This window comes from Xanthomonas bromi (assembly GCF_900092025.1).
Lineage (GTDB): Bacteria > Pseudomonadota > Gammaproteobacteria > Xanthomonadales > Xanthomonadaceae > Xanthomonas > Xanthomonas bromi.
The window spans coordinates 89,096-106,341 of sequence record NZ_FLTX01000025.1 but is presented as its reverse complement, the minus strand read 5'-3'; the positions used below and the strand labels follow the sequence as shown (position 1 = coordinate 106,341).

Annotated in this window: 15 protein-coding genes; 5 read left to right on the top strand and 10 right to left on the bottom strand. The window is 63.9% G+C overall.

The features are described 5' to 3' along the window. Window positions 1-400: 400 nt before the first annotated feature. The 6 genes from flgF to XBLMG947_RS08790 form a co-directional block, all read right to left on the bottom strand. A complete protein-coding gene (gene flgF, locus XBLMG947_RS08815) occupies window positions 401-1,156 on the bottom strand; it encodes a flagellar basal-body rod protein FlgF (RefSeq protein WP_065467825.1) in 756 nt (251 codons plus the stop codon). Between the two features lie 143 nt (window positions 1,157-1,299). Then, complete coding sequence (flgE, locus tag XBLMG947_RS08810; RefSeq protein WP_065467824.1) at window positions 1,300-2,523, bottom strand: flagellar hook protein FlgE; 1,224 nt, start codon at window positions 2,521-2,523, stop codon at window positions 1,300-1,302. A 31-nt stretch (window positions 2,524-2,554) separates the two neighbouring features. Beyond that, window positions 2,555-3,220: a flagellar hook assembly protein FlgD gene (locus XBLMG947_RS08805; RefSeq protein WP_065467822.1), complete on the bottom strand. Its 666-nt coding sequence runs from the start codon at window positions 3,218-3,220 to the stop codon at window positions 2,555-2,557. A 37-nt stretch (window positions 3,221-3,257) separates the two neighbouring features. Next, entirely contained in the window at window positions 3,258-3,665 is a 408-nt protein-coding gene (gene flgC, locus XBLMG947_RS08800; protein WP_005914451.1) for a flagellar basal body rod protein FlgC, read from the bottom strand. A 3-nt stretch (window positions 3,666-3,668) separates the two neighbouring features. Beyond that, window positions 3,669-4,070, bottom strand: coding sequence for a flagellar basal body rod protein FlgB (flgB, locus tag XBLMG947_RS08795; protein WP_065467820.1), 402 nt, complete (start codon window positions 4,068-4,070; stop codon window positions 3,669-3,671). A 493-nt stretch (window positions 4,071-4,563) separates the two neighbouring features. After that, window positions 4,564-5,508, bottom strand: a complete 945-nt coding sequence (locus XBLMG947_RS08790; RefSeq protein WP_065467818.1) for a chemotaxis protein — start codon at window positions 5,506-5,508, stop codon at window positions 4,564-4,566. A gap of 351 nt (window positions 5,509-5,859) precedes the next feature. Between XBLMG947_RS08790 and flgA the strand changes: the two genes are divergently transcribed. From flgA to XBLMG947_RS08770, 4 genes are all read left to right on the top strand, one after another. Beyond that, window positions 5,860-6,504, top strand: coding sequence for a flagellar basal body P-ring formation chaperone FlgA (gene flgA, locus XBLMG947_RS08785; RefSeq protein WP_065467816.1), 645 nt, complete (start codon window positions 5,860-5,862; stop codon window positions 6,502-6,504). A 67-nt stretch (window positions 6,505-6,571) separates the two neighbouring features. After that, window positions 6,572-6,883 (top strand): flagellar biosynthesis anti-sigma factor FlgM, encoded by a 312-nt coding sequence (gene flgM / locus XBLMG947_RS08780; RefSeq protein WP_014503328.1) that lies wholly within the window; start codon window positions 6,572-6,574, stop codon window positions 6,881-6,883. 15 nt (window positions 6,884-6,898) lie between these two features. Further along, window positions 6,899-7,231 (top strand): hypothetical protein, encoded by a 333-nt coding sequence (locus XBLMG947_RS08775; RefSeq protein WP_014503329.1) that lies wholly within the window; start codon window positions 6,899-6,901, stop codon window positions 7,229-7,231. A gap of 164 nt (window positions 7,232-7,395) precedes the next feature. Beyond that, window positions 7,396-8,622: an ATP-binding protein gene (locus XBLMG947_RS08770; protein ID WP_065467814.1), complete on the top strand. Its 1,227-nt coding sequence runs from the start codon at window positions 7,396-7,398 to the stop codon at window positions 8,620-8,622. Between the two features lie 133 nt (window positions 8,623-8,755). Here XBLMG947_RS08770 and XBLMG947_RS08765 read toward each other — a convergent pair whose 3' ends face one another. Then, window positions 8,756-10,477, bottom strand: a complete 1,722-nt coding sequence (locus tag XBLMG947_RS08765) for an EAL domain-containing protein (protein ID WP_065467812.1) — start codon at window positions 10,475-10,477, stop codon at window positions 8,756-8,758. Window positions 10,478-10,480: 3 nt separating this feature from the next. After that, a complete protein-coding gene (locus tag XBLMG947_RS08760; RefSeq protein ID WP_065467810.1) occupies window positions 10,481-12,613 on the bottom strand; it encodes a sensor histidine kinase in 2,133 nt (710 codons plus the stop codon). 120 nt (window positions 12,614-12,733) lie between these two features. Here XBLMG947_RS08760 and XBLMG947_RS08755 point away from each other — a divergent pair, with 120 nt between their 5' ends. Then, on the top strand, window positions 12,734-15,520 hold the full coding sequence (locus tag XBLMG947_RS08755) for a sensor domain-containing protein (RefSeq protein ID WP_181093153.1): 2,787 nt from the start codon (window positions 12,734-12,736) through the stop codon (window positions 15,518-15,520). Between the two features lie 478 nt (window positions 15,521-15,998). On the opposite strand, the gene XBLMG947_RS08750 is transcribed toward XBLMG947_RS08755, so the two are convergent. Continuing rightward, a complete protein-coding gene (locus XBLMG947_RS08750) occupies window positions 15,999-16,682 on the bottom strand; it encodes a hypothetical protein (RefSeq protein WP_065467806.1) in 684 nt (227 codons plus the stop codon). 276 nt (window positions 16,683-16,958) lie between these two features. After that, window positions 16,959-17,243, bottom strand: a complete 285-nt coding sequence (locus tag XBLMG947_RS08745; RefSeq protein ID WP_065467804.1) for a hypothetical protein — start codon at window positions 17,241-17,243, stop codon at window positions 16,959-16,961. Between the last annotated feature and the right edge of the window lie 3 nt (window positions 17,244-17,246).

Below are 17,246 nucleotides of genomic sequence, written 5' to 3'. Positions count from 1 at the left end.
GGCTCACCGTCGCGGGACCCTGTGGCGGCATGGATGCCGCCACGGAGCCTACGATGCACTTGCGGCGTGTCCCGCGATGGTGGGCAGGCAAGGGCTCTGCAGCCAAGCCACAGATCAGCTGCTCCACAGCGAAGGCGCGGAGCATTTGCTATGCGTAGTGGACTTGCGCAAAGCGGTTTTAGAAGCGGTCTTCGTTGCACTGGGGTGGCAAGTTGCACCAACCGGCCGAGACACCATCGACAACAGACGTCGTCAGCCGGGTGCGCATCAATGCGAGATCGCAGTAGCCAAACGACATGATGACTGCGTAAGCCTGCCGTGCCGCCTTGCGGATGCTTTCGAAGTGGTTGGCACAACCTGGCGCTGACCAGCGACGGCATAGTTGCCTTGGCGACCAGGTTCAGCCGCTGACACGCAGCAGCGAATTGGCCGATTGCGCGTTGTCGTCGCCGTTCTTGATGATCTTGACCTGCATTTCGAACTGGCGCTGCAGCTGGATCATCTCCACCAGCGCGCCGGCCGCATCCACATTGCTGCCCTCCAGCATGCCGCTGTTGATGGTCTTGCCGGTAGCGATGGCAAATGCCTGCGCCGGGTCGGTGCTGCTGTTGCGCATCAGCCCGTCGGGGCGCCGCGTCAAACGGTCTGCGGGCGCATCGACCACCTTCATCTTGCCGACGATGGCCATGGTCTGCGGGCCTTCGCCCTGCGGAATGATGGAAATGCTGCCGTCGCTGCCGATTTCCATCGCCTGATGCGGCGGGATGGTCATCGGGTTGCCGCCTTCATCCAGCACCGCATGCCCGTTGGCGGTGACCAGCTGGCCATTGGCGGTGAGCGCCAATTCGCCGTTGCGGGTATAGGCCTCGCTGCCGTCGGGCGACTGCACGGCCAGCCAGCGGTCCTGCTGCAGCGACACATCCAGCGGGTTGCCGGTGACCTTCTGATGGCCCTGGCTGCGATCGAAGCCCTGGTCCACGTGCAAGGCATCGATCCGCGACGGATACCCCTTGCCCTGGATCTTGAACGCCTCGGTGTTGGCCAGCGCGGCCTTGAACCCCACCGTATCGACGTTGGCGAGATTGTGCGACACGGTGCCCTGCGCCTGCAGGGAAGCGCGGGCACCGGTCATTGCAACGTAGAGGGCTTTATCCATGAGGCACCGGGAATGGGGAATGGAGAATCGGGAATCGCAAAAGCGGGTTGCGGGAAGCTGGGAGAGTAGGGCGCAAGGCTGGCATCCGATACACGCGATGCCAGCTCTTACGATTCCCTACTCCCGATTCCCCATTCCCGGCCTTAACGAATATTGATGATCGTCTGGGTGACCTGATCCTGGGTCGAGATCATCTGCGAGTTGGCCTGGAAGTTGCGCTGGGCCACGATCATGTTCACCAACTGCTCGGTCAGGTCCACCGTGGACGATTCCAGCGAGCCGGACTCGATCTGGCCCAGGTCCGAGGTGTCCGGAGCACCGGTGCGCGCGGCACCGGAGGTGTAGCTTTCGGCCCACATGTTGTTGCCCTGCGACTGCAGGCCCTGCGGGTTGACGAAGCTGCTCAGCGCGACCTGGCCCAGCGGCTTGTCGGCGCCGTTGGAATAGCGCGCGAACACCACGCCGCTGGTGTCGATGCTGATCTCGTTGAGCTTGCCGCTGGCGTAACCGTCCTGGCGGGTGTCGCGCAGGGCGAAGGCTTCGCCGTACTGGGTGGAGCCGCTGACATTGAGCTGCATGTTCAGCACGCCCGCGCCGGTGCTCGGGGTGAACGGGTCCATCGCGATGATGCCGTTGGCCGGGGTGGTCAGCGAGCCGGTGTCGGAGAACTGCAGCGTGGTCGGGGCACCGACCGCGGCGCCGTCCACGTAGTTGTGCACCTGCCACTCGTTCGGGTTGGCGGTCTTGACGAAGTAGGAGGTCTGCACGTGGCTGACGCCCAGCGAGTCATAGACATTGATGCCGCCGGTGGAGTGGCTATAGGTCTTGTCGTCGGCAGGGTTGAACGGGGTCACCGTCGGCGCGGTGGCGTTGCCGGGCAGGGTGAAGGCCAGGTTGACCGTGGAGGTGGACTTGGGCGGGCTGTCGGTGGTCAGCAGCTGCAGGTCCGACAGGCGGCCCACATCGAAGCCATTGCCGCTGGGATTGGGTGCGAACACCTGCAAACGCGCGCCCTGCGGGTTGACCACATAGCCGTTGGCATCGGTCTGGAAGTTGCCGGCGCGGGTGTACATCTTGGCGCCATTGGACGAGACGGTGAAAAAGCCTTCGCCGGAGACCGCCAAGTCCAGGCTGCGTCCGGTCGGGTCGATATTGCCCTGCGAAAACTGCTGCGCCACGTTGCTGACGCGCACGCCCGAACCGACCGCATTGCGCGACAGGCCATAGCTGGTGCTCTGGAACATGTCGGCGAATTCGGCGCGCGATTCCTTGAACCCGGTCGTGTTGACGTTGGCGATGTTGTTGGAGGTGACGTTCAGATCGGCATTGGCTGCGTTGATGCCGGACAACGAGGTATTGAAAGCCATGGATGAGTTCCTTTAAGTGTCGGTTGCCGGCTCAGCTGACGCGGAGCACGTTGGCGAGCGGGGAAGTGCCTAGCCCGGTCAGGTTGAGATACAAGCCGTCCGAGCCGATCGTGACGCTGTCCACCGGTGCATCGACGTAGGTGGGCAACTTGCTTTTGGCGCCGGCGGTGTCGGTCTGGGTCGCGGTCACGCCGTATTTGCCGGCCGCCATGCGGTTGCCGTTGGCGTCGGTGCCATCCCAGGCGAACGACACCTCACCGGCAGCGCTGGACGGCACGCTGAGTTGTTTGACGAAGGCGCCGTTGGCGTCGGTGATTTCGAAATTGACGGTGCCGGCCGAGGTCGCGGCGACCACGCCCTTGGCCGAGCCGGTGGCATCGATCGCCACCTGCGCAGAGGGCACCAGCACGTTGTGCCCGACCAGCGACGCGCCTTTCAGCACCTGGTCGCTGTTCTGGGACGCGGAGAAGCTGGTGAATTTGGTATTGAGGTCGCCAATGCCCTGCACGGTGGAGAACTGCGCCAACTGGCCCAGAAACGCGCTGTTTTCCATCGGCTTGAGCGGGTCCTGGTGCTGCAGCTGCTCGGTCATCAACTTGAGGAAGTCGGCCTGGCCGAGCGCCTCCTCTTTTTTCGGCGTCTTGCTGCTGGTATTGAGGCCCAGCGTTTTGTAGAGATCGGTGGCGATCGTGCTCATCTGGAAGATTCCGTTGGTATGGGGCAGCTAGGACGGGTCAGCGACCCATGGTCAGGGTCGCGAGCGCCAGTTCCTTGGCGGTATTGAGCATTTCCACGCCTGCTTGGTAATTGCGCGAGGCGGAGATCATGTTGACCATCTGCGAGACCGGGTCCACGTCGGGCGAGAACACGTAGCCGTCGGCATCGGCCAGCGGGTGGCCGGGCTCGTAGCGGCGGATCGGCGGCGCATTGGTGGTGGTGATCTCCTTGACGTTCACCGAGGTCAGGCTGGGGTCCTGACGGCTCTGCTGGGCCTGGAAGATCGGCTCGATCGGCTTGTAGGTGGCCTCGGCCGAGCCTGCGACCGAATCGGCGTTGGCCAGGTTGGAGGCGATGGTGCTCAGTCGGACCGACTGCGCATGCAGCGCCGAGCCGGCCACATCGAAGATGGGAAGATTGCTCATGACTTATTGGCCCGTGATCGCGGTGAGCATCGAGCGCACCTTGGATTCGAGGAAGCTCAGCGACGCGCGGTATTCCAGCGCGGCGCGGCCGTAGGCAGCGCGCTCGGCATCGGGATCGACGGTATTGCCGTCCAGGCTGGGCTGATCGGATTCGCGGGTGATCTGGAACGGATTGAGCCCGCCGCCGCCGCCCACTTCGTAATGCTTGGCGTCGGTGGCCTGCATCAGGCCGCCATCCTGCACGCCCTGCGCCGACTTCAGCGCCGCTTCGAAGTTGAGATCCTTGGCCTTGTACCCAGGGGTGTCCACATTGCTCAGATTGCTGGCAATGAGCTTCATGCGCTGCTCGCGCAGCGCCAACGCGTCGCCATGAACGCCGAGGAACGAAGAGAATGGACTGGACACGGTGCTCTCCCGCGAAGTGTTACAAGGGAGAAAGCAATGTTTGTGCCAAATCAGGGCGCTACTGAACCCGTCGAGCGGGTAGGGTGGTCGCAGAGCTCTGGCGGTGCTTGGATCGCGCAGAGCGATGCCTTGCGTTGGGATGGCACACCTGGAGGGCCGGTTCGGTGGCCTTGCGCGCGCTCGGACAACCCGATGCAAGCCCCGTGCACGGCGCGCTTGGCTACCGGCCGTGCTTCGCCCATCCGATGGACGTCGTGCCTGATGATATAGACGATATAGGTTAGGCGTCTTGCGAGGTCACTGCTGACGGTAATTCACCTCAACAGGCTGCCATCCATTCACGGCGCAGCCTGGGGACGTCTGAGTGCTACACCGGACGCGCCCCGGGAGGCCTTCTTTCTACAGGAGGCTTGCTTCTGACTGCCATCGGTACCCGCACGCGGCCGGCGCTACGAACGACCGGCCACCTGCGCACCGGCCAGCAGCCTGTTGCTCAGGCCGCTTCGGCAACCACTTTCAGGCGCGCCAGCACGTAATCGGCCAGTTCATGGGCGCTGTACTTGGCCACGAAGGCGTTGGCGCCCACCTGCTCGACCATGGCGTTGTTGAACACGCCCGACAAGGAGGTGTGCAACAGCACGTACAGGCCTTGCAGGCCCGGCGTGCGCCGGATTTCCGTCGTCAGTGTGTAGCCGTCCATCGCCGGCATTTCGATATCGGAGATCACCATGGCGTAGCGGTCGGCCGGGTTTTCGCCCGATGCCGCCACTTGCAGCAGGTGATCCAGCGCCTGACGGCCGTCGGACAGCAGGGTCGCCGAAACGCCCAGCTGGTCGAGCACGCTGCGGATCTGCTGGCGCGCCACGCGCGAATCGTCCACCACCAACACCTGGAACTGGCGGTCGTAGGCCACCATCTGCAGCGACGGGTCCAACTGAACGTCCTTGCTGACCTTGGCGATGTCGGCCAGCACGCTCTCCACGTCGATGACCTGGATCAGCTCGCCCTGGAAGCGCGTCACCGCCGTCAAATAAGTGGCTTCGGCACCGAGTTCCGGCGGCGGATGGATGTCTTCCACCGCGATATTGACGATGCGCTCCACCCCGCTGACCAGAAAGCCCTGGACCGACCGATTGAATTCGGCCACCACCAGATAGCCGGGCCCGTTCTCGGCGCGCGAGTCGCGTTCGGGGTGGCCGATGGCCAGCCCTAGGTCCAGCACCGGCACCGAGCGCCCGCGTACGTCGGCCACGCCGGCGAACTCGGTCGGCAGGCCCGGCACCTGGAACAGTTCCGGACGGCGCAGCACTTCCTGCACCTTGAAGACGTTCACGCCAAAAAGCTGGCGGCCACCCAGCCGGAACAGCAGCAGGGCCAGTCGATTGTGGCCAGCCAGTCGGGTGCGCTGGTCGATGCGGTTGAGCAGATCGTGGGTCATGGGGCAGATATCGACAGCGCCCTCGGGAAACTTGAGGGCTTTATGGTTGGTCGGGGGGCGTTGTCGGGAATGGGGGGATTCGCTCAAGCGCCGGGATGAGGTGATTTGGGATTAGGGATTGGCTCAAAGGCGTGCACTAGCAGCTTACTCATGCCGCTGCTGCTTGTGCATCCTTGACAGCTTTAGTGACAGTTGTCGGAAAGATCCGGCGGGTGAAAGGGCCTCGGCAGCGGGCGAATGCATCACCCGCGAAGCCGCTTTTACGAATCCCCACTCCCGACTCCCCACTCCCAGCAAAAAACCGGCACGCCTCTTGCAATGTCTGTCCCGTCTTCCTCCGGATCTGGTCCCATGCGCCTGCTCCTGCTTGTCATCTTGTTGGCTGCCGCTCCGGCCTGGGCCCAGAGCTATCAGTCTGTCGATTCCATCCGTGCGGCGGCACTGGCCACCGTCGGGCCCGATGCCGAAGCCGAGGCCACGCTCGATCCGGGTCTGCGCATGCCGGCCTGTCCGATCGCATTGCAGGCCCAGCCCACCGGCACCAATACGGTGGAAGTGGCGTGTCCGCAGCCGGCCGGCTGGCGTCTGTTCGTGCCGCTGAAGGTGCGCCGCAACCAGGACGTGCTGGTCTTGCGCCGCGGCATCAGCGCTGGAGAAACCATCTCCCTGGCCGATATCAGTATCGAGAAGCGTGACGCCGCGCGCATCGTTGGTGCGGTGCTGGCCGATCCGGTGGCTGCCGTGGGCAAAACCGCCCGCCGCGTCCTGCCGGCCGGCTCGCTGCTCTCGTCCAACGATCTGGTGACGCAGCGGCTGGTCCGGCGCGGCGACACCGTGCCGCTGGTGTCGCGCAATGGCGGGCTGGAGGTGCGCATGAGCGGTCGCGCGCTGTCGGACGCCGGCGAGAACGAGCGCGTCTCGGTGGAGAATTCGTCCTCGCGCCGGGTGGTGCAGGGCATTGTTGAAGCAAGCGGAACCGTTGTGGTCTCCAGGTGAAAAATTTTCTATAAAGTTTTTTTTCCGGGTGCCGTTATCCCCTACGACCTGTAGAGGAGTTCCTGACATGACCCAGAAAATTGAAGGCAATCTACCGACCGCTGCCACCCTTCGCACCGCGGCCACCAGCAGCAAGATCGCTTCGGCCGGCGAAGATCGCGCGTCCCCAGTCGCCGCAACCCCGCCGACCGACAGCGTCAAGTTGACCGGCGAAGCCACCAACCTGCAGAACCTGCAGCGCGAGCTTTCGCAGTCCTCGGCGATCGACACCGGTCGCGTCCAGGCGGTGAAGGATGCGTTGCAGAACGGCAGCTATTCCATCAACCCGGATGCCATCGCCAGCCGCATGATGGATCTGAATCAGCAACTGGCGGGTTGATCCCCGACTGAAAGGATGAACGTGAACGAGTTCCTGCAACGTCTCAGCGATGCGCTGGCCGGCGAACGGCAGGCATTACTCGAGAACGACATCGATGGGTTGATGCGACACACGCAGGACAAGCTGTCGGCGCTGCGCGCGCTCGAAGCAGCGATGCCTGCAGGGGAAGAAGAGCGCCTGCGTGAGCTGGCCGAGGCCAATCGCGCCAATGGCGCGCTGTTGGCCCGCCGGCGCCGCGAAGTGAACTGGGCGCTGCGTCATCTGGGCCGCACCGAAAGTGCGCCGTCCTACGACGCCAAGGGGCAATCGAGCGTGTTGCGCGGCGGACGTTCGTTGGCAGTCGCCTGAGTCGCGCGTCGTTTTGCAGCACACCGGCGTGCGGATAAGGCAGCACCCTGACGTGGCCGGCATGTATTGTCCGGCCTGCGACATACCGCCGGGCATGCGAAACGGCGGTAGGGCGCGTCAACGGTTCGGCGTATATTGAGGCGTCCTCTCCGCCGCCTGCTCCCGTGACCGCCAAGTTTTTTCTCAATCAAGCCTTATTGCCATCCCAGGATATCCTGCGCTCCTTCGGCGACCAGATGCTGGAGGGCGTACTGCTGTTCCGCGCAGACGGAAAGCTGATTCTGGCCAATGCCATCGCACGCCAAAGCCTGTGCAAGGAAGACCCCGCCGACGATCGCAATCTGGGCGAGCGGATTTCGCAGGTATTGCCATCGGACGCACTGAATCAGGCGCGCAGCAAGGGCAGCTGGACCGGCAGCCTGCCGGTGGCCGACCGCGTGGTCATCGCGCACCTGTATTACAACGAAGAGCAGGGCGTCGGTCACTTTCTGGCGTTGTTCCACAACATCGAAGGCCAGCAGGATTACGAGCGCGAGCTGCAACAGCGCCACGCCGAATTACGTCAGGCCTATCTGCGCCTGAACGGTGCGCAGGACAAACTGCTGCAATCGGAAAAAATGGCGTCCATCGGCCAGCTGGCCGCGGGCGTGGCGCACGAAATCAACAATCCGATCGGTTACGTGCACTCCAATCTTGGCAGCCTGCAGGAATATCTGCGCAGCCTGTTCACACTGATCGAAGCCTATGAGCGTGCGCTGCAGGCGCCGGATCCGAAGGCGCTGATTCCGGAAATCGACGAAATCCGCAACCGCGCCGATATCGACTTCATCAGCCGCGATCTTCCGCAGTTGATGGCCGAATCGCGCGAAGGCATCGAGCGGGTGACCCGCATCGTGCGCGACCTCAAGGACTTCTCCTACTCTGACCGCTCCGAGTCGTGGAAGATGGTCGACCTGCACGCCGGTCTAGAATCCACCATCAACATCATCTGGAACGAGCTCAAGTACAAGGTGACCCTGGAGCGCAATTACGCCGAGCTACCGCTGGTGGAATGCCTGCCATCCGAGCTCAACCAGGTGTACATGAACATGCTGCTCAACGCCGGCCAGGCGATCGTGGAGCGCGGCACGATCGTCGTGACCACTGGTCGTGACGAAGCAGAAAACGTCTGGATCCAGTTCCAGGACAGCGGCGCCGGCATTGCCCCGGACCTGCTGCAGCGCATCTTCGACCCGTTCTTCACCACCAAACCGGTCGGCAGCGGCACCGGCCTGGGCCTGTCGATCTCCTACGGCATCATCAACAAGCACCACGGCCGCATCGATGTCGAAAGCACGCCGGGGCAGGGCGCCAGTTTCAGAATCGTGCTACCGATCCGGCAGCCGCGGTAGCGCTGGAGCGCGGGGATTGGTTGTTCGGGATGGGGGATTCGCAAGAGCGGGCTTTGCTGTTGCTGATCGTCATTGTGCCCTGTGAGACAAAGGCGCCGCACGCCGCTCTAAACTAATCCCGAATCCCCAATCCCTATTCCCGGCCATTCCGCAACTCGTCATGCGTGCGGAAGGCCTGGCGAATATGTTCGCGCAGTTCGTCGTCGTTCCAGGGCTTGGTCAGGAAGCGGTAGATCGCGCCGCGGTTGATCGCTTCGGTCACCGTGGCCAGATCCGTGTAGCCGGAGAGCACCAGGCGCACGGTGTCGGGATAGAGCATCTTGACCCGGCCCAGGAACTCGGTGCCGCTCATGTCGCTCATGCGCTGGTCCGACAGGATCACCTGCACGTCGTTGGTGGCGAGCAGGTCGAACGCGTCGCGCACATTGCCGGCCGCCAGGATCCGGTAGCCGTCGCGACGGAACAGACGCACCAGCGAGCGCAGCACGTTCTCTTCGTCGTCCAGTAGCAGCAAGGTGCGGTCTGGGCGGCTTTCGGCGAACGATTCCGGGCGCAGATAGCGCCGACGCAACGCCATGCCGGCCGACTCGGCCGACATCGGCTCGCCGAACAGATAGCCCTGGAAGATGTCGCAATCGTTGCGACGCAAAAATCCCAATTGCGCCTGCGATTCCACACCGTTTGCAATCACCGTCATGCCCAACTGATGGCCCATGGCGATGATGGCGCGCGCAATCGCGGCTTCGCGGCTGCCGGCTGGCGCGCTCTTGATGAAGCTGCGGTCGATCTTCAGCCGGTCCACTGGGTAGCGCACCAGCGCGCTCAGGCTGGAATCGCCGGTGCCGAAGTTGTCCAGGCTCAGGCTGATGCCTTCGTTGCGCAGGTTGGCCATCGTCTCGTGGACGAAGTTCACGTTGTTGGTCAACGCGCTTTCGTTGATCTCCAGCGTGACGAACTGCGCCGGCACGCCGGCGGTCTGCAGCATCGCCATCACTTCGTTGAAGAAGCCCGGGCGCAGTAGCTGCAGCGTAGAGACGTTCACTGCAATGCTGAAATCATCGAAACCCTGATCGCGCCATAGGCGCGCCTGGCGCACCGCATTCTGCAGCACCCATTCGCCGATCTGCACGATCACACCCAGCCGCTCGGCGGTACGCATGAAGCGCTCGGGCACCAGCATGCCCAGGGTCGGCGACTGCCAGCGCAGCAGCGCCTCCATGCCGACGATGCGGCCGTCGCGCGCGCTCACCAGCGGTTGGTAACGTAGACGCAATTCGCCGTGCGGGATTGCATCGACGATCTGCCGCGCAATGATGCTTTCGCTATGCGCGTTGGTGGTCGAGTTGCGCGTGTACAGCCGTACCGTGTTGCCGCCTTCTCGTGCCGCCTGGTAGCTGGCTTCTTCGGCGTAATCCAGCAGCGCGGACAGCGAGGTGGAGTGTTCCGGGCACAGGCTGATACCGACTTTGCCGGTCATGAACAAGGTATACGGCAGCACCGACAGCGGAAGTTCCAGTTGCTGGCGGATTTCTTCGGCGAAGTCTTCCGGCAGCTGCGTTTCTTCGCGACGCACCGCCACCACGATCATCTCATCGCTGCCGTGGCGCCACAGTTTGCCGCGGGTTCCGAGGAAGTCCTGCAGCCGGCGTGCTACCAGTGTCAGCGCCTGATCGCCGACCTCGCCACTCATGTTCTCGTTGATCGAGGCGAAGTGATCGATATCGATGTGGAAAATCATCAGCGGCGGGCCGCCGGATGCGGCCGCATCCACCAAATGCAGTAATTCGGGGTTGCCCGCGCCAAGCCGGGTCGGCTTGACGATTTCCAGTCCGGGCGGGATTACGGGACTCCACATGACTCAACGTCCACCATCGTCGTGGACGGACTCGCCGACCGGGTGATAGGGCAGGCGCAACGTCACGCGCGTGCCTGCTCCGGGTGCTGATTCTATCGCGAGCGTACCGCCTACGGTTTGCGCACGCTCACGCATCACGATCAGCCCAAGCCCGCGCGGGCCCTCTGGCTCGAATCCATCGCCATCATCGCTGACTTCCAGGAGGAAACTGTCGCCGTCGACCGAATGCAGATGCAGGCGCACTTCGCCCGCGCATGCGTGCCGCAATGCATTGGTCAGGCTCTCCTGCGCGATCCGGAAGCAGGCTTGCTCGATCTCGTTGCCCGGCCGTTCTTCGAGCGCGTGAATGTCCAGCTCCAGCCGCACCTGCGATGCGCGGAACAGCATCGACGCCTGCCAGCGCAATGCCGCTTCCAGGCCCAAGGCATCGAGTTGTGGCGGACGTAACAGCATCGACAAGTTGCGCAGCTTGGTCACCGTACTGTCGGCCAGCGACACCACTTCCAGAAGATCCTCGCGGCGCGCGTCGGCGTTGGGTTCATCCAAGGCCGCATGCGCGGACAGCTTCATCGCGGTGATCGCCTGCCCGATGTCGTCGTGCAGATCGCGCGAGATGGCGCGCCGCTCGTCCTCTTGCAACGAGAACAGGCGCTTGGCCATCGCCTGCAGTTCGGCATTGCTCTCGGCCAGGGCATCGCGCATGCGCTCAGGTTCGCTCAGATCGCGCACCACCAGCAACTTGCAGCTGCGCCCGCCATAACGGATATCGCCGGCCGACAGACCGGCGTAGAAGGTGCTGCCATCGCGGCGGCGCATCGCGCGTGCGCTGGAGACCGGCTCACTGCGATCGCTGCCTGCGCGCAGGTACTCGCGCACCACAGGCAGGTCGTTGTCGCCGACCAGAGTCTGCAACGGCTCGCCCAGGATGGTTTCGCCCTGGAAGCCGAACTGGGCCGAGCCGGCTGCGTTGGCGTACATCACATGCTCGTCGGCCAGGATCAGCACACCGTCGGGCAGCACGCGCACCAGCTCGCGAAACTGCTCCTCGCGTTCGCGCAGCAGCCGGCGCGATTGCTCGCGTTCGCTGACGTCCTGCAAGGTGCCGTGGACATGGCGCACGCCGCTGGGGCTGGTCACGCTTTCCGCACGCAGATGCACGGTGCGCGGCTGCGAATCGCCACCGGTCAGCGGCAACAGCACATCGATCTGCACCTCGCCACCAGTACACATGTCTTCGATCATGCGTTCGATCCGCGCTTGGGTGGCGCTGTCGGAGGCGGTCAGCAATTCTTCCATCCGATGCTCGCGACGATGCATCGGCACGCTGCGCCCCAGCAGGCGATAGACCGCCGGCGAATAGCGGCCCAGGCCGGTGGAGCGATCCAGCTGCCAGGAGCCCAGCCGCGCGATGCTCTGCGCTTCCTCCAGGCGTTCGAGCGCCTCGTCGCGCAGATGCTGCGCCTGGCGCTCCTCGCTGCGGTCCACGGTGACCACCAGACGGGCAGGGCCGCTGGACAGATGCAGTTGGTTGCTACGCACCTCCACATGCCGCGGGCCGCTGCGCGTCAGCAGATCTTCGTTCAACACGCAGGTGGCATCTCCCTTGCCCCGGATCTGCGCAATCACCTCTTCCAGCCGCTCGCTGTCGGCATTGGGCCAGATCGCCTGCAGCGTCTGTTGCAGGAACTCGTCGCGCTCCCAGCCGAAGAATTCCAGCGCTGCCGGATTGGCATCGAGGATGCGCATCGTGGTGAGGTCGTAGATGAAGGCGGGGCTGGGCAGGGCCAGGAACTTGGCCTGCAGCAAGGCCTCGGACTGCGCCAGCTTGGCGTACTCGTCCACGATCAAGCTGGTGAAGCGGCGCAGCACCAGATGGATGACGATGCTGGACGCCATCAGAAAGCTCGCGTCCGACCAGCGCTCCGGGATGGCGGCGCCGGCCAGGTGGAGTAGCCGGTTGCCCAGCAGCAGCCAGACCGCCCCCACCAGCAGATACAGGCCGGTCAGGGTCCACAGACCTTGCTGCAGGCGCTTGGCGAGGCGAAGACAGGAGACGGGGGCGGACGAAAACGCGGGCGCGGCGACGGGCTGTTGCATGGATCCGCGGACGACCTTGGGTGCTGGTGATGCAGCCATCTTAGCCGTAACCGGGGCCGGTTCGGCCCAGCGCGAAACAGGCGGCTCAACTAATCGACGGCACGGCCGTTATCCATTGCGACTCCGAAGGCCGGGGTCGATTCTTCGGAGTGTTCCAGAGTGGACTCAGGCGTCATTGCAAGCATGCTGCAGCACCCGCTGACCTCGGCGGTGGTGGTGTTGGATGCGCATGGCCAGCCTCTGGCGGCCAACCGCGTCGCGCAATCCCTCGGATTGCCGGCAACCCTTGGCGCGTATGCCGACGTCTTGGAAAGCAGCCGTGCCCAGCTGGCCGACAGCGGTGGTATGGCTCCGTGCGTCTTGCCGGGCACTGGCGGCGGTCGGCTCGAAGGCTGGTTGCGTGCGGTCTGCGACGAACAGGGCCAGGTGATGGCGTTCACCCTGAGCATTCCCGAGCCCAAGGGTGCCGATGGCACCAGTCGCTGGGAAATTGGCCTGGACAGCGCCGATCACGGCTTGTGGGATTGGGATATTCCGGCCGATGTGGTGTATCGCTCCGAGCGATGGACGCGCATGCTTGGGTATTCCAAGCAGCCGCTTCCGAACAATCTCACCGCCTTGTCGGGGCTGATTCACCCGGAAGACCACGCGCATGTCAGCGCGGCGGTGCAAGCGCATCTGGAAGGGCGCACCGACACCTACGTCTCTGAATTCCGGCTGCGCCAGCACGATGGCCAATGGCGCTGGATCCTGGATCGCGGCCGCGTGGTATCGCGCACCGCCGACGGCCGTCCGCTGCGTATGGTCGGCACGCATACCGACGTACACCATCATAAATTGCTCGAGCAGCAGCTGCGCGAGCAGCAGGCCCAACTCGAAGAGGCCCAGCGCATCGCCAGCATGGGCAGCTGGAGCTGGGATTCGCATCAAGACGTGCTGTGGGTGTCGCAGGACTTCCTGCAACAACTCGGCATGACGAACGTGCGTTTGCAAGGCATTCGCGACATCCTGCGTCTGCTCGGCCGGCCCTCGGTTGCGCAACTGCGCAGCGCCTGGCGCAAGATCAAGCACGAAGGCATGCCGGTGCACTTCGAACTGGAAATCAACGGGCTGCTCGGTGCTAATCCGCATCATCTGCGGGTGTGGGCGCAGCCGGTGTTCGACGGCGACGGCAGCTTGATACGTCTGCTGGGCCAGCTGCAGAACGTCACCGAACAACGTCAGACCGATGCACTGATCCGTTGGCGCACCGAACTGCTCAATCGCGTCTCTGCGTTGGGCAAGATCGGCGGCTGCGAGATCGAGGTCGACACTCGCCGCATGCAATGGACCGAGGAGTGCTACCGCATCCATGGCCTGCGCAAGGAAAACATCACCCTGGAGCAGGCGCTGTCGCTGTACACCCAGGATTCGCGCGACGCTTTCGAAGCGGCGCTGCTGCGTATTTCCGATGGCGGCCTGCCCGAGCAACTGGAGCTGTGCTTCTATCGCAACTCCGGTCAGCGCATCTGGGTGCAGGTGCTGATCGAACTGGACCGTCGCGAAGGCCTGCCGCCGCGATTTGTCGCCCTGTTCCGCGACGTCACCCGCGAGCGCGAAGCCAACGAACGTATCGAGCTGCTGGCGCACTACGACCGCCTGACCGGGCTGCCGAACCGCTTTCTGCTGCGCGAGCAGGCAGAAAACGCCATCCGCGAAGCCAACGAGCGCGGCCAGGTGCTGGCCATGCTGCTGATCGATCTGGATGGCTTCAAGAGCATCAACGACTCGTTCGGACATGCCACCGGCGACAACCTGCTCAAGCTCGCCTCGGCGCGCCTGCATCAGCATCTGCGTAACAGCGACCTGTTCGGCCGCTTCAGCGACGATGAATTCATCGTGCTGCTGCGCGATATGTCCGAGCCCGAAGACGCCGGCCATGTGGCGCGCAAGTTGATTGCTGCACTCGGCGAGCCGCTGCGCAAGGACCAGGTCACCCTCAAGCTCGGTGCCAGCATCGGCATTGCGCTGCAGGGAGAGGGTCTGTCGGACTTCGATAGCCTGCTGCGCGCCGCCGACGCGGCGATGTACGCGGCCAAAGACTCCGGCCGCAACACCTTCCATTACTACAGCCAGGACGTGCTGCTGCGTGCGCAGCGCCGCCTGGAGCTCGAGCATGCGCTACAAGGCGCACTCGAGCGCGAAGAGTTCACACTGGTCTACCAGCCACTGGTCAACACCGTGGGCGATGCATCGCCGGCGATCGAAGCGCTGATGCGCTGGAATCGCCACGGCCATGGCCCCTGCAGCCCGGTCGAATTCATCCCGATCGCGGAAGAGTGCGGCGAGATCGTGCGTCTGGGCGAATGGGTCATCGGCGAAGCCTGCCGCCAGGCGGTGGTCTGGGACCGCGCCGGGCTCAATTTCAGCCGCATTGCGGTCAACGTCTCGGCCGTACAGTTGCGCGAGCGCGGCTTTGCCGAGCGCGTGCTGGAAATCTGCCGCGACAACAGCTGGCCGCCCTCGCGCCTGGAACTGGAATTGACCGAATCTGCCTTGATTCGCGATTCGGATTCGCTGCGCCGCTGCTTCGAATTGTTCGAGCAGAACGGCGTGCTGCTGGCGGTGGATGACTTCGGCACCGGCTTTTCGAATCTGCATTACCTTAACCGCTTCCCGGTGCAGCGCCTGAAGATCGACCGCAGCTTCGTCCAAGGCATGCTCGACGACGCTAACACCGCCGAAGTCACCCAGGCCATCGTGCATCTGGGCCACGCGCTGGGCATGCAGGTCGTCGCCGAAGGCGTGGAGACCGTGCAGGAAGATGCCTTGCTACGCCAGCAGGGCTGCGACGAGATTCAGGGCTACTTCTACTCGCGCCCGTTGTCGCCACGCGACATGGCGCAGTGGCTGCGCGAAGCCGAAGCCGGCATGCGCCTGGGTGCACGGCTGGTGATCGCCAGCTAACTAAGCCATTTGCCCTGCCTGCACCGCAGGCGGGGCGCCGCGCACTTATCCCCGGTTATGTGATCTGCTCCATGCCGCTCCACTGCGCTACGACGACAGGCGACAGGTTTGCTGATTGCCTGCACCGGGCGATCTGGCGCAGATCTCAACCTGATGTTCAGCACGTGCATCGCAAGCGGCGCAGATCGCGCTTGCTCGTCCCAGCGGACCTTGGCACATCGTGCAACCACCTCGATGCTGTCGTTGCTGGACAGGGGCGCCAGTCCGGTCCAGACGCGTCGCCTCTGCATCAGGGCAGAGTGGTATGGATCTCCCCGGAAGCGATTGGAGACACCCAGCGAACGGATCCAGAATGGCCCGATAGGTCGACGAACAACGTGGGCTGTTGTCCCGTGCATCCGTGCATGACGGCCAGCTCACCCGTGTCACGCGGTAAGCATCGACTGATGTAGCGTGATCGACCGATACCGTGCCGGTCTTATTCCGGTCCGAACGACAGCTCGCGCCTCCAGAGCAGCGGTGTGCGCTCTCGCCGTTTATCAGGGTAGAAAAGGGACAGGTAGCCAGCCGCGATCGCGCGGTCGCGAAGGTTCAAGCCAACGCCTTCTGCTGTCACCACGGTGACGTCGGTGACCGTGCCTTGCGGATTGACCTGCATTTCCCAGACCAGGCGGCCACGCCACTCAGCCGGCGGGATCGCACTGTCATAGTTCGGGCGGCCAACGACATACGGTGTTCCCGGATCCTTCGACAGTGGCGAGTCTGCCAGCCTGGCATGGACCTGTAGCGTCTCTTCCCCGCTGCGGCCATCGCCTGTGCTTGCGCGAAACGTCCACAGTCCAGGCGTGCCTCCCTGGCCCAGATCGGCAACGTAGCAGTGCTTGACGCCACGGTAGTCGGGGTACTGGTGGCTCGACACTTCCTGCCCGGAGGCATCGAACACCTTCACTACCAACCCGCCTACATCGGTCTCGGCGGAATCGGTCGCGACACACACCTGGTGGGCGTGCTGACCATCGGTCAAAAACTGGATGGTTTGCTGGCGGGCAATCGAATGCGGTGGCCGGGCATCCCAGAGAAATTCAATGTATACCCTCTCATCTGCCGCATTGGCCGAGTGAGAGAGCGCTACTGCAAGCAACGCCAGGCAACGGGTTTTCATGGCATCCAGCGCTCAATCCGAAGAAGAAAGCATGCTGATCGCCCGGATTGGTAACGGGCTCAGGCGGTGAGTTGGATGGTAGCGGCGCTGGACCGTCCTGACAAAAAACACAGCCGGGGTGAGCGAGTCTCGGCCGGGCAGGGTGGTCAAGGAACGCGTACGCGGGACATGAGCGATGCCGCGAGAGCGGTAGATTCGCAAGGCTCAACAGCCTGAAATCGGGCAGTCCAACAACGCGGCGGGGGCGCCTGCCGAGGCATCCCCGCCGGTATTGCATCAGCGCCTGGAGGCGCCCACCGCGGCGCCGTCCAGCCCGAGGTCCCACGCCACGGTCGCAAACAGCATGTCGTTTTCGCTGCAATCGCGGCGCGGGTTGATCAATGCCTTGATTTCCGCTTGGGCGGCAAGCTCCAGCCGTTCCAGCGCGGCTGGCAGGCGTACGGACCGCAGCGTGGGCTTTGCTGCATCGCTTTGTGCGATGCGCTCGGCGTGCGCGCCAGCCAGTGCGGCGGCCTGCAGTGCGGCAGTGGAGGCATCGATGGTCGGGGCAAGAAGGTTCATGAG

What these genes read in the sequence shown, in the direction of transcription:
- flgF (WP_065467825.1), bottom strand. Translation starts at nt 1,156, where the DNA reads ATGGATAAAGCCCTCTACGTTGCAATGACCGGTGCCCGCGCTTCCCTG.
- flgE (WP_065467824.1), bottom strand. Translation starts at nt 2,523, where the DNA reads ATGGCTTTCAATACCTCGTTGTCCGGCATCAACGCAGCCAATGCCGAT.
- XBLMG947_RS08805 (WP_065467822.1), bottom strand. Translation starts at nt 3,220, where the DNA reads ATGAGCACGATCGCCACCGATCTCTACAAAACGCTGGGCCTCAATACC.
- flgC (WP_005914451.1), bottom strand. Translation starts at nt 3,665, where the DNA reads ATGAGCAATCTTCCCATCTTCGATGTGGCCGGCTCGGCGCTGCATGCG.
- XBLMG947_RS08790 (WP_065467818.1), bottom strand. Translation starts at nt 5,508, where the DNA reads ATGACCCACGATCTGCTCAACCGCATCGACCAGCGCACCCGACTGGCT.
- flgA (WP_065467816.1), top strand. Translation starts at nt 5,860, where the DNA reads ATGCGCCTGCTCCTGCTTGTCATCTTGTTGGCTGCCGCTCCGGCCTGG.
- flgM (WP_014503328.1), top strand. Translation starts at nt 6,572, where the DNA reads ATGACCCAGAAAATTGAAGGCAATCTACCGACCGCTGCCACCCTTCGC.
- XBLMG947_RS08775 (WP_014503329.1), top strand. Translation starts at nt 6,899, where the DNA reads ATGAACGTGAACGAGTTCCTGCAACGTCTCAGCGATGCGCTGGCCGGC.
- XBLMG947_RS08765 (WP_065467812.1), bottom strand. Translation starts at nt 10,477, where the DNA reads ATGTGGAGTCCCGTAATCCCGCCCGGACTGGAAATCGTCAAGCCGACC.
- XBLMG947_RS08760 (WP_065467810.1), bottom strand. Translation starts at nt 12,613, where the DNA reads ATGGCTGCATCACCAGCACCCAAGGTCGTCCGCGGATCCATGCAACAG.
- XBLMG947_RS08750 (WP_065467806.1), bottom strand. Translation starts at nt 16,682, where the DNA reads ATGAAAACCCGTTGCCTGGCGTTGCTTGCAGTAGCGCTCTCTCACTCG.
- XBLMG947_RS08745 (WP_065467804.1), bottom strand. Translation starts at nt 17,243, where the DNA reads ATGAACCTTCTTGCCCCGACCATCGATGCCTCCACTGCCGCACTGCAG.